Origin of the sequence: Amycolatopsis aidingensis (assembly GCF_018885265.1) — a bacterium.
Classification (GTDB): domain Bacteria; phylum Actinomycetota; class Actinomycetes; order Mycobacteriales; family Pseudonocardiaceae; genus Amycolatopsis; species Amycolatopsis aidingensis.
Map to the genome: position 1 here is coordinate 6,765,139 of NZ_CP076538.1, position 12,550 is coordinate 6,777,688.

Genomic DNA, 12,550 nt, shown 5'->3' on the forward strand with positions numbered 1-12,550 from the left:
GCGGGCTAACCGCGGCCAGGCGGAGCCAGTGCACGCACCTGGCGGAGTGCGTCGGGGATGGCCGCCAGCACGCCGGAGGCCGATGCCGGGACGCCCCGCGCGGCCAGCAGGCCCGCTAGCGAGTGCACGTAGGTGGCCATACCCGCGGCCAGCCACGCTTCGATCCCCGCCGCCAGCAGGGCGCCCACCAATCCGGAAAGCACATCGCCCGACCCGGCCGTGGCCAGCCAGGAGCCACGCGGAACATTCACCAGCACCCGCCCATCGGGAGCAGCCACGATCGTGCAGTGGCCCTTGAGCAGCAACACCGCTTTGAAGCGGGCCGCCGCTTCCCTCGCGGCCGCCACCCGATCCGCGCCAGGCCTGGCGCCGGTCAACCGTTCGAACTCGCCCGCATGTGGGGTAAGGACCAGCGGAGTGTCGGGATCACGGGCATCGAGAACCGCCGGTGTCCTGGCGATGATGGTGATCGCGTCGGCATCCGCGCACACCGGCACGCCCTGGTCCAGAGCGTGTTCCAGCACCTCGCGACCTTCCCTGCCGGTGCCGATTCCGGGGCCGACCGCCCAGGACTGCGCCCGACCGGCATCGGTGATCGACCCGGTCGCGACCGTCTCCGGCCAGTGGGCACGCACCGCATCGGCCGCGGGCCCGGCGTAACGCACCATGCCGGCGGTGGCACGCACGGCCGAGCCGGTCGCCAGTACCGCCGCGCCGGGATAGGTCGCCGACCCCGCAGCGATGCCCGCGACCCCCTGGCTGTACTTGTCGTCCTCAGGCCCCGGCAACGGCCAGTTGGCCGCCAGGTCCACGGTGTCCAGCCGGAACAGATCGGGGTTCGCGAGCTCACCGTCGAGGCCGATGTCGACGAGTTCGACCGAGCCGCAGTGGCTGGGGTTCAGCGCGTGCACCGGCTTAAGCGCCCCGAAAGTGACAGTGCACGCTGCGCGCACGGCTGGACCCGCGACCTCGCCGGTGTCGGGATCGACGCCGCTCGGCAGATCCACCGCGAGCACCGGGGCGCTGACCTGCTCAAGCAGTTCGGCCGCTTGCGGGCGCAACGGTCCGCTGGCGGAAATTCCCACGATGCCATCGATCACGAGATCGGCGCGAGTGAGCCATCGTGGACCGTCCTCGACCGGCACCGCGCGGCCACCAGCCCTGCGTAACGCGGCCAGTCCCTGCGGATGCGCACGGTCCGGTTTCAAGAGTACGGCCGTCACGCCGACGCCGCGGCGACGGAGAAACGCACCAGCCCACAAGGCATCGCCACCGTTGTTGCCCGCACCGACCAACAAGGCCACCCGGCTACCGGCGACCCTGCCCGCGTGTTCGCTGAGCATGCCGACCGCCCGGACGCTCACCCCGAACGCGGCGCGGCGCATCAGCGCACCCTCGGGTGTGACAGCGAGCAGCCGCTCCTCGGCCGCGCGAACTCGATCCGTGGTCCAGATGCCCTGCACGCGGCTCCTCCGGCTCTACCTCATTCGACCGTCACGGACTTCGCCAGGTTACGTGGCTTATCCACGTCGTACCCGCGACTGCGCGCGATCTCGGCCGCGAGTACCTGCAGCGGAACCGTGGACACCAGCGGCTGCAACAGGGTCGGGACCGCCGGTGTCTCCACGAGCTCGTCGGCAAACGGTCGCACGGTCTCGTCGCCCTCCTCGGCGATCACGATCGTGCGCGCGCCGCGGGCCTGGATCTCGCTGATGTTGGACACGAGTTTGGCGTGCAGTACTGCGCGTCCCTTGGGGGACGGCATCACCACAACGACTGGGAGCTGGTCCTCGATCAACGCGATCGGACCGTGCTTCAACTCGCCTGCCGCGAAGCCCTCGGCGTGCATGTAGGCGAGTTCCTTCAGCTTGAGCGCGCCTTCCAGGGCGACGGGGTATCCGACGTGCCTGCCGAGGAACAGCACGGCCTTGGAATCGGAGATCCGCTGCCCAAGTGAGCGGACCTGGTCCACAGTGGCCAGCACCTTCTGCACGGCGGTCGGCATGGCCTCGAGCTCGGCGAACTCTCTGGCGACCTCATCCGGGTACTTCGTACCGCGGGCCTGCGCAAGCGCCAGCCCCACCAGGTAGTTGGCGGCGATCTGCGCGAGGAACGCCTTCGTCGAAGCCACCCCGATCTCGGGACCGGCGTGGGTATAGAGCACGGCGTCGGACTCGCGGGGGATCTGCGCGCCGTTGGTATTGCAGACGGCGAGCACCCGGGCTTTCTGCTCCCGCGCGTGCCGCACCGCTTCCAGGGTGTCGGCCGTCTCGCCGGACTGGGAGACCGCGACCACCAGGGTGTCCCGGTCGAGAACCGGGTCGCGGTAACGAAACTCGCTGGCCAGCTCGACCTCGACCGGCAGCCTGGTCCAGTGCTCGATGGCGTACTTCGCCACCAGCCCGGAGTGGTAGGCCGAGCCGCAGGCGACGACGAAGACCTTGTCGACGTCACGCAGGTCCTGGTCGGAAAGGCGCTGCTCGTCGAGGGTGACGCGGCCGCCGTCGAAATGACCGCGCAGCGTGTTGGCCAACGCGTCGGGCTGTTCCTCGATCTCCTTGAGCATGAAATAGTCGTGGCCACCTTTTTCCGCGGCCGAGAGATCCCAGTCGACGGTGAACGGCTTGCCCTGCGCGGGCTCACCGTCGAAATCGATGACCTCGTAACCCGCACGGGTGATCACGACCAGCTGGTCCTGTCCCAGCTCGACCGCTTCCCGGGTGTGCTCGATGAACGCGGCGACGTCGGAGGCGACGAAGGTCTCGCCCGTGCCCACGCCGACCACCAGCGGTGACGACCGCCGGGCCGCGACGATCAGGTCCGGCTGCTCGGCGTGCGTCACGACCAGCGTGAACGCGCCCTCCAGGCGGCGGCACACCGAACGCACGCTCGCAGGCAGATCACCCGCGGTGGGCCCGGCAGCGTAGGCGTAGGCGATCAGGTGCGCGGCGGTCTCGGTGTCGGTGTCGCTGTTCAACTCGACGCCCGCCTGCTCCAGCTCTGCACGCAGCGTCGCGAAATTCTCGATGATGCCGTTGTGCACGACGGCGACCTGCTCAGCGGCATCGCGGTGCGGGTGCGAGTTGCGGTCGACCGGCGGACCGTGGGTGGCCCATCGGGTGTGCCCCATGCCCGCGGTGCCGGTGAAACCGCTCCGGCCGAGGGAGTCGAGTTGGGTCTCGAGGTTCGCCAGGCGACCAGCCTTGCGCTCGACGGTCAGGGAGCCGGCGCCATCGAGCACGGCCACGCCGGCTGAGTCGTAGCCGCGGTACTCCATGCGTCGCAGCCCGCCGAGTATCACGTCCAGCGCCTGCCGGTGGCCGACGTATCCCACGATTCCGCACACGGCCGTCAGCCTAACGACGCCAGCGGTAGCCCCTGTGCCGGGCACGCCCACGCGACAGTTCGCCCGCTAAACGCAGCGCGCAGGGCCACGGCGGGTGCGGTTTGCCCGCTAAACGCACTCCCCGGGTGGCCTGCTGGCTACGGTTTGCCCGCTAAACGCGCCGGGCGGGCCGGGGGTGGCGGTGGGCAGTAAGGTCACGCGCATGGCCAGCAAGCCCAAGCGGATCCTCGAGGAGCTGTCCCACCCAGGGCCGCACGACGTGCTACGCGGCGACCTTGCGCTGGTCGGGCTCCCCGGGGTGGTGTACACGCCACGCGCCGGCCTGAACCTGCCCGGCATCGCGTTCGGTCACGGTTGGCTGCAGCCGCCGGGTCTCTACCGCGGGCTGCTCCGCCACCTGGCGAGCTGGGGGGTGGTCGCCGCCGCCCCCGCCACCGAACGCGGTCCCCTGCCCTCGCACCGGCAACTCGCCGCGGATCTGCGCACCACCCTCGAAGTGACCACCGGGGTCCGGCTCGGACCGTCCGGCATCAGCGTCGACCCCCGGCGGCTCGGCCTGGCCGGGCATTCCGTCGGCGGCGGGGCCGCGGTACTCGCCGCGGCGACCGAGGGCGCACCGCAAGTCAAGGCCGTGGCCACCTTCGCAGCGGCGCAGACGATCCCGTCCGCAACCGGGGCGGCCCGCCGCATCGAAGCGCCCGGCCTGCACCTCGCCGCGGCGGAGGACCTGGTCGCCCCGGCCGCGGGCAACGCGGAAGCGATCACCAAAGCCTGGCGCGGGCCGGCGCAGCTGCGGACGCTGCCGAAGTCCTCCCACCTCGCCCTCGCCGAGGGCGCACACTGGAGCAGGCTGTTCCTGCACGGTAAACCGCACCGGCCCACCCAGCGGCTGGTCCGGGCCCTGTTCACCGCGTTCTTCCTGACCCACCTCACCAGCACGGACGACTACCGGCCGCTGCTGGAAGCAGACCTGAAGCAGGCCCCGATCACGCTGGACAGCGAGCAGGAGGAGCAGGCTGGCACCAAGCTCACCGCCGGTGCCTGAGCGCCCTCACTTCATCCACTGGTTGTTGGAGAAGTCCTCGTCGTCGAAGTCGTCCTGGTCGCGGGCGTGCCGGCCGGGCCTGCGAGCGGGCTGAGGTGCCTCCGGTGCGGCCGGAGCGGGCGGCGGCGCAGGCTCCGCCGGTGGCTTCGGTTCCTGCCACATGCCGGCGGGCGCGGCGGCCGGAGCCTCGAATCGGGCGTAGCCATCCGCGGCGGGCTCCTCGGGCTCTTCCTCCGGACCGAAACCCATCACGTGGTTCCTGTCGGCCAGCGTCTTCTCGGTCGCCCAGCCGCCCGCCTCCTCCTTGCGCTTGCCGAGCTCCCGCCGGTGCTCGACGTATCGCTCGGCCGCCTGCACCTGCTTGGTCATGTACTCGTGCGACCGGGCCTTGATCTCCTCGCCCTGCCGCTCCCGCAGCGCGCTGCGGTCGGCCTGCTCCCGAACAAGCTCACCCAGCGCGGCCCGCATCCGCTCAACTCGTCCTGCGCCGTCCATCGGCCCTCCTCACGCCCGCGCTTCGCGGGTCACCGGTCGAACCGGATCGAACGGTCGCCGTCCTCGTCCAGCGACCCACTGATCCGGCCACCCCCACCGCTCGTCTCGAAGATGCCACCGTCGATGCGGTACTGGTTCCCACCGCGCTCCTGGTCGCCGCCCTGACCGCCGGCGCCGCCCATACCGCCACCCATCATGCCCATGCCGGCGCCGCCCATGGCACTGGACTGCCCGCTCGAGGCGGCGGCCGGCGACTCGCCGAGACCGCCCGGCGCGGACCCGAGCCCGGCACCCGCCCCCGCGGGCTGCGCGGACGCGCCGCTCTGTGCGCCAGCATTCATCGCGGACGACTCGTCCAGGCCACCACCCAGTGCCGAGACCCCGCCACCGCCGGACACGGCCCCGGCGGCCACACCACCGCCGACGGCCTGCGGCTCGGTCCCCGCGGCGTCGCCGGTGCTGGGCTCGCCACCGGCGGGAACCCCGGCCGAGCCACCGGATCCACCGGAGGCCCCGGCCAGGTCCGCGTCGACATTCGCCTCGGCCGGACCAGCGGCGACCGGGGTGCCGCCACCCATGCTCGCGCCGTCCCCGCCGGGCACGCCCGTGCCCTCGCCACCCGGCGGCGGGCCGTCCGTCCTGGCCCGGATGTCCTCACCACGCAACGGCTCGGGGCCGCCCCTGATCTCGTCGGGCTTGAGCTCCCCGTCCGGCCCGGGCTCCTCGGACTCCTCGCCCAGCGTGTACACCGTCGGCTCGCCGGAGCCGTCATCGATCGTGATCATGGTCGGCCCGTCGGGCCCTTCCGGCTGCTCCGCGGTGATCTTGAGGTTGCCGTCCTCGATGTGGATCTTGCCGTCCGGGCCCGGCCGGTAGACCTGCTCGCCGCCGGTCCCGTCACCGGTGCCACTGCCCTCCGGACCGAACTCCCCGGGTTCGGCGCCGGCACCGGGCTCACCCTCGGGGCCGGTGCCGAAGTCGAGCTTGTACTCCTTGGGCGTACCGGAGCCGTCGTCCACCGAGATACCCATCCGACCCTTGTCGTCGGGCTCCTCCATGGAGATCTTGTGGTCGCCCTGCTCCACGGTGACGTTGTCCTGGTCGTCCCCGGCGTCCTTGATCGCCTCCCCGGTCTCCGGGTCGATCGGGTACGGCTTGCCGGTCTCCGGATCGACCTCCAGCGGTTTACCGGTGACCGGGTTGGTGCCCGGGTCGGTCTGCCCGGTCTCCGGCGGCTCGCTGACCGAAGGCGTGGTGCCGCCACCACCGCCGGCGCCGATCCCGCCGCCCGGGCCACCGCCACCACCAATGCCACCGCCACCACCGCCGTTGCCGCCGCCCCCGCTGTCGCCAGGACCGGGACCCGGCGGTGGCGGCTGGAACGGCTGCTGTTCCCCCATGCCCTGGAACTCGTTCTCGATATCGCTCATGACGCCATCGAGCTGGTCGTAGGCGTTGTTCACCAGCTCCTTGGTGTCATCGCAGATCGTCTCGAAACCCTTGTACAGCCGATCCCACATGTCCGGGTTGAACTGGTTCTGGATCCACTGCTTGGCGAGCTTCTTGCCCTCCTCGATGATCTCGTCGTCATCGCAGCAGCCGTCGTCGTTCAGCTTCTCGGTCATGTTGGTGCCGAAGTTGACGTCCATCCAGCCCGCGACGTCGGCCATCTCCTCCTTGCCGGCCGCCTCGCCGTTGGCCAGCTTGATGACCTTCTCGGCCATCGGCCGGTCCGCCCGGCCGACCAGCGTGGTGTCGAGCTGCATGACCGAGTCGGCCTTGCCCTTGCACAGCCGGTACACCGCCTCGGCGGCGACCTTGGTCGCCTCCTCGGCGTCGGTCAGGTAGGTGCTGAGCTGCTTGGCCTTCGGGTCGATCTTCTCGGTGTAGTGGTCGTAGGCGGCATTGGCCGCGTCCCCCGACCAGTTCTGGAACAGCGTGTTCAACTGGGCCGCGGTGTCCTGCATGGTCGTGTCGACCGTCGCTGCCCCCTTGCCGAACCGCTCCGCATCGGCCATGAACTCGGCGAAACTGATCCCGCGCTGTTCGTCGAACCGCTTCTGGATGTCGCTGCCGAAATCCAGCGGCCGGGTGCGGCCGACGCAGTCACCGGGCAGCATCCCCAGCAGCGGACCGAAGTTGCGGAACACCCGCAGCGCGGGCTCAGCCGCGTCGAACAGCTCGTCGGAGGTCTCGGTGCCGCCTCCACTGGGCGTCGGTGGCTGCGCCCGCTCCAGGTCGGCCTTGCCGTCATCGACGAGTTTGCCCTGCTCGCGCTCGTTGTAGCTGGCCTGATCGGCCTCCTGCTTGGCGTCGTTGTAGACCTCGTCGACGTCGTTGCGCGCGAGCATCGGGTAGGCACCGAACGCGTCGTAGTACCTGCCCACCTCCTCCGGCGCGTCCCCGGCCTCCTCGGTGAGCATCCACGAGGACAGCAGCGCCTGCTTGGCCTCGGGCGAGACACCGGGGTCGTCGCAGATGGCCTTGACTTCCTCCCAGGTCTTGGCCATTACTGCCTCCCGGCCTGGCTGATCTCGTCGCGCCGCTGCTCGTCACCGGCGGTGTAGGCCTGGCCCGCGCCGCTGATCTGGCTCGCGAAGCCGGTGAGCGTGGTGCCGAGGCCCTTCACCGCGGCATCCAGCGTCTGTACCCCTTTGGTGTAAGGCTGGGCATGCTCCCCGTGTACCTGCCCGAAGCCTTCCGCGCTCACCTTCGTCTGCCCCAGTTCCTTGTTGTCCTCGGACAGGTCCTCGGCCAGCTCAGTGATCTTCGTGGACGCCGCCTCCATCGCATCGGCGTCGCTCTTGTAACCCTTCCCCGGTCCGGCCACCGTGGACCCTCCTCCTGATCGAGGTCGTCTTGCTCGTACCTGGACCTACGACGCGGGCGAACGCTGTTCGGTGCCGTCGCGTTTGCTCACAGAATGTACCTTGATCAGCCGCTTTCCGAGGTGGGTTTGCCTCGAAGGGCCTCCGCGAGCACCTCGGCGACGCCGGTGAGGTCCTGCATCCGCTCGCGTTCCTCGAGATCGATCCGGACCTCGTAGTGGATCTCCAGGGTGGCCAGCAGCTGCACCCGTTTCTTGGAGTCGATTCCCACGTCGGTGAGCGGGGTGGTGGCGTCCAGCAGGTCGGGATCGATCAGGAAGGAGTCGCACACGAGCCGCTTGAGCTCGGTCAGGTGCGGCCCGCCACCGGCCGCCTCGTCCGTTGCCATCCGGCCATTATCGCGCCGGCCAGAAACGCGCCCGCGCCGCCGCCCTGGCCACCTTGCCGCTGGAGGTACGGGGCACCTCACCCGGCGCTACCAGCAGGAACTCCCGCAGGACGATGTCGTGCTGCTCGGTCACCGCGCGCCGTACCGAGCGCCCGATCCGGTCCGGGTCGAGCGCGACCTCGCCGGTGTCGCGGTCGTACTCGGCGACCACCATCACGCCCTCGCCCGCTTCGTCGGTGATCCCGAACGCGGCCACCCGGTCGCGGCGGATCGCCGGGTCGGCGCCGGCCACCGTGCCCTCGATGTCCTGCGGGTAGTGGTTGCTGCCGTCCACGATGATCAGGTCCTTGCGCCTGCCGGTGACGTACAGCTGGCCGTCGTACACGAGACCGAGGTCACCGGTGCGCAGCCAGCCGTGGTCGGGCAGGCCGGCCGGGGCATCGGCGATTCGGGCCCGGAAGGTCTCCGCGCTGCGTTCCGGTTGCCGCCAGTAGCCGCTGGCGAGGTGGGGGCCGTGTACCCAGATCTCGCCGACCGTTCCGTCCGGTTCGAGCCGGTGGTTCTCCGGGTGCACGATGCGGACCAGCTGCCCGACCGGCCGCCCCACCGAGACCAGCTCGCCGGCCTGTCCGGTACTCACCGCGGGCAGCGCCTGCCCGTCGGCCAGCCGCGCCCGGTCGAAGGCCGTGACCGTGGGCCCTTCCGGTCCCGCGCTGGAGACGTAGACCGTGGCCTCGGCCAGCCCGTAGGACGGCCGGTGCGCCTCGGGGCGGAACCCGTACGGCCGGTACGCCTCGGCGAACGCGGCGATCGTCGCGGGCCGGATCGGTTCGCTGCCGTTCAGGGCCACCCGTACCCCGGAGAGGTCGAGGCCGGTTCGGGCGGCCTCCGGCACGGTGTCCACCGCGTAGTCGAACGCGAAGTTGGGCGCGGCGGTGAACACCTCGGGATACTCCGACAGCAGCTCCAGCCACCGGCGCGGGGCGCGCACGAAATCCAGGGGTTCCATGAACACCGACCGCGCCCCGGTGTACAGCGGCAGGCACAGCAGCTGGATCAGCCCCATGTCGTGGGAGAACGGGATCCAGCCCACGCAGGTGGTGGCCGGGCCTGCCTGGTAGGCGGTGGCGACCTGGTCCACGCTGGCGAGCAGCGCACCGTGGCTGATCACGGCCGCGGCGGGTTCCCTGGTTGAGCCCGAGGTGTACTGCAGGTAGGCAGGGCTTGCCGGGTCGAGGCGGACGGCCGGGGCCACTTCGCCGGTGGCTGTGGCGGCGTCGACGGGAAGGATGCACGCGGGTGCGGGCACCGGTTGCGCCTCGGCGAACTCGCGCAGCCTCGGCAGGTCGGCCTCGGTGGTCAGCCACACCGCCGGTGTGCAGTCACGCAGGGCGGCGACCAGCCGCGTGCGCTGCGCCTGCGACTGCGGCGCGGTCAGCGGCACCGCCACCAGCCCGGCGTGCAACGCGGCGAGGAAACCGATGACATAGCCGAGGTCCTGCCTGGCGAGCACGGCGACCCGGTCCCCTGGGCCGGTCATCGGGCGTAGCCGCGCGGACAATGCCCCGACCCTGCTCGCCAGCTCGGACCAGCGCAGGGTGTGCGCCGTCCGGTCCCGATCGACAAAGGTGAAAGCCGGTTGCGCCGAGTCGCCCCGCGCCAGCAGGTGACCGGTCAACGACCGCCACCGGGCCGATACCTGCTCCATCGAGGTCCTCAGTCAGTGCTCCAGCGGCTCGCGGACCGGGCGTCCGTGGCCGGGTTCTCGCCACCGTCCAGCGTGCCGCTGATGCGGTTGCCGTCGGCACCGACCTCGAACAGATCGCCCTCGGCCCGGCCGGTATCCCGGGTGCGTTCTGGCTCGCCTATCCCGGCACCGATCCCGCCGCCGACCGGGCCCGCCTCCGCGGCGGGCATGCCGCCGGGTGCCGTGCCGAGGCCGGCGCCGCCGGGCTGCTGGCCCTGGCGTGGTGGAGCGATACCGGCTTCCACGCCGTCACCGGAGAATGCCGAATCGTCAGCTGCCGCCGGTGCCTCGCCGGTGGGCAGCCCGGCGGCGATCGCGCCCATGCCGGTGACCGCCTGTGGCGTGGTGGTCTGCTGCCCGGAGTCCGCCTCCAGGGTGTAGGTGGTGGGTTCGCCGGTGCCGTCGTCCACCGTCACGGTGGTGGCGTCCGCCTGCCCGTCCGGGTGTTCCACGGTGAGGGTCAGTGGCCCGTCCGTGATCGTGATCCGCCCGTCCGGCCCGGCCGGGTGTACCGGCTCGGGGTCCGCCGCGTCCGTCTCTTCCGGCACCGTTTCTTCCGGCACCGGCTGTTCCTGGACTGCGAGCCGCTGGGGCGGGGCGGCCTCGGGCGGCCCCGGCGGCGGCTGGTCGGCGGCCGCGGCGGGGCCGGTGCGGTCCTCGCCGAAGTCGAGTGCGTACTCTTTCGGCCGACCAGAGCCGTCGTCAATGGTCAGCCGCAGGGTGCCTTCGGCCCCCGGAGCGGTCAGCGTGATCTCGCGCTCGCCGTGCCTGATCGTGACGGTGGCCGGCTGGTCCGGAGCGCGCGGCTCGGCCTGGTCCACGTCCGGTCCGTCCGGCACGGGCTCGGGTCGGGGCCGTTCCGGTTCCGGTACCGGGCCTGGTTCGGCGCGATGCGCACCGGGCGCGGGACCGGCAGGGGATGGTGTGCCCGAGCCGGTGCCGCCGGGTGGGGGCTGCACGGTGGGGGCGTGGTCTGCCGCGCCTTCGGCGCCAAGCCGGAGCGAGCCGAAGGGATCGGTCGGAACGTTCAGCACGTCCGCGAACGCGCGCAGCCCTTCCTGCGCGGCGCGGTACGCGGCCTCGATCGCGCCGCGGTACTGGCCCATCGCGTTCGCGTAGCCCTGGGCGAACGCGTCCATCTCGCGGCAGAACATGTCGGCCCATTTGGAGTCGTAGCCGGTGTCCAGGTCGACCAGCCCCGGGGTGCCGCGCAGATCCCGCGGGGCGATCGGCCCGGTGCCTACCCCTTGGTTGTCCGCCACCCTCGATGAGCCGACACCGTGCCTGCCCCAGTTCATCGCGTCGGTGAGCCGGTCGATGAACATGTTCTGCCCGGGGCAGTCGTCCGGGTCGTGCCGGGAGAGGAACTCTTTCGCGCTGCCACCCTCGGGCACCTTGGCCAGGTCCACCAGGGGTGGCCGGATGGTGGACCACAGACGCCGCAGCGCCTCGCCGAGGCCGGTGACGTAGCCCGCGTACTCCTCGAGCGCACGGTCGAACTGGTCCAGTTTCTCCCTGGCGACCTCGGCCGCCGTACCGCTCCATGCGGCACCGAGTGCCTGCTTGACCTGCGCGTCCACCCGTTTCGCCGCCTCGGCGGCGGCGCCGAGATTGCCGGCCCTGCCGCCCGCGCCCCAAAGGTGACCGAAGCCGAAACCCCGCAGCTGCCGCAGCAGGTTCCGCTCCTGGTCGCCCTCGCCGTACGGCAGCTGGATCGCGTTCCAGTCCTGACCCCGGCACGGATGCCCGGCCCAGCGCCGATACAGCTCGCCGAGCGGCCCGGTCATCGCGTTCCGGAAACCGGCGAGCTGGTCGATCATCGCGTCCGAGGTGTCCGCGAGGTGCACATCGGACGGTGGCTCGAGCGGCTCGATGATCGCGTCTCCGACGCGGTCTTCCGCGGCCGTCATACGCCATCCTCTGTGGACTTGATCGTCCACGCGCTTTCGAGGTCGCGTTCCTCGGTCATGGTCGCGGACTTGTTCAGCCGGGTGGCGAAGTCGTTCAGGAACTCGGCGGCCCTGCCGACCGACTCGGCGAGCTCCAGTGCCCTCGCCGGATACGCCGCGGCGGCCTCGGACAGGGCACGGATATTGCCGAAGTGCTGTGTACCGAGTTCGGACCGCTCCGCGTAGCCCCGCATCTCGGTCAGTGAGGTCGCCATCGAGGAGACGTCTTTCGCGACCTGTTTCACCTGGTCCGGCTCGATGCGCATGTCGCCGGCCATGATTGCCTCCCTCCGCGGCGCTCAGCCCTGCTCGTCGCTGGTCCAGTCGGTACCGGAGAAGTCGTCCTCCTCCCACGCGCCGGGCCGCGGCGGTGGAGGCGCCGGAACGGCCGAGGTGACCGGTGTGGGCCGTGCGGCCGGTGGTCCCTGTGCGGCGACCGGGTCCTCCTCGAAACCGAAGGACTCATCCTCCTCGACGGGGCCGGCACGCCGCTTGGCCCAGGCGTTCCCCGGCTCGGCTCTGGCCTGCGGTGCCACGGTCTCTCGCGCCGCGACGGCGGCGAGGGTCTGTTCGTCCTTCGCCTTGTTCTCCTCGGCCAGCGTGCGCAGCTGGGTCTGCCGCGCCTCATCGTCGGCGAGCATGCGTTCCCGGTCGGCGTGGTACTGCGCGCGCACCTCGTCCAGGCGCGCGAACGCCCGCTGAAACTGGGAACTCACCCCGCTGCCGTCCACCACGTCACTCTCGCTCGGCTA

The 12,550-nt window shown here is 71.2% G+C and carries 11 protein-coding genes; 1 reads left to right on the forward strand and 10 read right to left on the reverse strand.

Translation table 11 applies throughout. The features are described from left to right. Positions 1-5: 5 nt before the first annotated feature. Both KOI47_RS30895 and glmS read right to left on the reverse strand, forming a co-directional pair. A complete protein-coding gene (locus tag KOI47_RS30895) occupies positions 6-1,463 on the reverse strand; it encodes an NAD(P)H-hydrate dehydratase (RefSeq protein WP_216210413.1) in 1,458 nt (485 codons plus the stop codon). A gap of 20 nt (positions 1,464-1,483) precedes the next feature. Next, positions 1,484-3,346 (reverse strand): glutamine--fructose-6-phosphate transaminase (isomerizing), encoded by a 1,863-nt coding sequence (glmS, locus tag KOI47_RS30900; protein WP_216210415.1) that lies wholly within the window; start codon positions 3,344-3,346, stop codon positions 1,484-1,486. Positions 3,347-3,548: 202 nt separating this feature from the next. Between glmS and KOI47_RS30905 the strand changes: the two genes are divergently transcribed. Further along, on the forward strand, positions 3,549-4,391 hold the full coding sequence (locus KOI47_RS30905; RefSeq protein ID WP_216210416.1) for a dienelactone hydrolase family protein: 843 nt from the start codon (positions 3,549-3,551) through the stop codon (positions 4,389-4,391). A 6-nt stretch (positions 4,392-4,397) separates the two neighbouring features. Here KOI47_RS30905 and KOI47_RS30910 read toward each other — a convergent pair whose 3' ends face one another. The 8 genes from KOI47_RS30910 to KOI47_RS30945 all read right to left on the reverse strand — a co-directional run bounded on the left by KOI47_RS30910 (position 4,398) and on the right by KOI47_RS30945 (position 12,532). Next, positions 4,398-4,886 carry a hypothetical protein gene (locus tag KOI47_RS30910; RefSeq protein ID WP_216210418.1) on the reverse strand — a complete coding sequence of 163 codons (489 nt, stop codon included), beginning with the start codon at positions 4,884-4,886 and terminating at the stop codon, positions 4,398-4,400. 29 nt (positions 4,887-4,915) lie between these two features. Further along, positions 4,916-7,396 carry a WXG100 family type VII secretion target gene (locus tag KOI47_RS36210; protein ID WP_216210420.1) on the reverse strand — a complete coding sequence of 827 codons (2,481 nt, stop codon included), beginning with the start codon at positions 7,394-7,396 and terminating at the stop codon, positions 4,916-4,918. Further along, on the reverse strand, positions 7,396-7,716 hold the full coding sequence (locus KOI47_RS30920) for a type VII secretion target (protein WP_216210422.1): 321 nt from the start codon (positions 7,714-7,716) through the stop codon (positions 7,396-7,398). The genes KOI47_RS36210 and KOI47_RS30920 overlap by 1 nt, the downstream gene beginning before the upstream one ends. A 104-nt stretch (positions 7,717-7,820) precedes the next feature. Beyond that, positions 7,821-8,102: an acyl carrier protein gene (locus tag KOI47_RS30925; protein WP_216210425.1), complete on the reverse strand. Its 282-nt coding sequence runs from the start codon at positions 8,100-8,102 to the stop codon at positions 7,821-7,823. Positions 8,103-8,109: 7 nt separating this feature from the next. Beyond that, positions 8,110-9,810, reverse strand: coding sequence for a fatty acyl-AMP ligase (locus tag KOI47_RS30930; RefSeq protein ID WP_216210427.1), 1,701 nt, complete (start codon positions 9,808-9,810; stop codon positions 8,110-8,112). An 8-nt stretch (positions 9,811-9,818) separates the two neighbouring features. Beyond that, positions 9,819-11,759, reverse strand: coding sequence for a WXG100 family type VII secretion target (locus tag KOI47_RS30935; RefSeq protein ID WP_216210429.1), 1,941 nt, complete (start codon positions 11,757-11,759; stop codon positions 9,819-9,821). Beyond that, positions 11,756-12,076: a hypothetical protein gene (locus KOI47_RS30940; RefSeq protein ID WP_216210431.1), complete on the reverse strand. Its 321-nt coding sequence runs from the start codon at positions 12,074-12,076 to the stop codon at positions 11,756-11,758. Before KOI47_RS30940 ends, KOI47_RS30935 begins: the two co-directional genes overlap by 4 nt. 21 nt (positions 12,077-12,097) lie before the next feature. Beyond that, a complete protein-coding gene (locus KOI47_RS30945) occupies positions 12,098-12,532 on the reverse strand; it encodes a hypothetical protein (protein WP_216210432.1) in 435 nt (144 codons plus the stop codon). Between the last annotated feature and the right edge of the window lie 18 nt (positions 12,533-12,550).

Coding starts and splice junctions, on each gene's coding strand:
- KOI47_RS36210 (WP_216210420.1), bottom strand. CDS start 7,396: ATGGCCAAGACCTGGGAGGAAGTCAAGGCCATCTGCGACGACCCCGGT.
- KOI47_RS30925 (WP_216210425.1), bottom strand. CDS start 8,102: ATGGCAACGGACGAGGCGGCCGGTGGCGGGCCGCACCTGACCGAGCTC.
- KOI47_RS30935 (WP_216210429.1), bottom strand. CDS start 11,759: ATGACGGCCGCGGAAGACCGCGTCGGAGACGCGATCATCGAGCCGCTC.
- KOI47_RS30910 (WP_216210418.1), bottom strand. CDS start 4,886: ATGGACGGCGCAGGACGAGTTGAGCGGATGCGGGCCGCGCTGGGTGAG.
- KOI47_RS30930 (WP_216210427.1), bottom strand. CDS start 9,810: ATGGAGCAGGTATCGGCCCGGTGGCGGTCGTTGACCGGTCACCTGCTG.
- KOI47_RS30905 (WP_216210416.1), top strand. CDS start 3,549: ATGGCCAGCAAGCCCAAGCGGATCCTCGAGGAGCTGTCCCACCCAGGG.
- KOI47_RS30940 (WP_216210431.1), bottom strand. CDS start 12,076: ATGGCCGGCGACATGCGCATCGAGCCGGACCAGGTGAAACAGGTCGCG.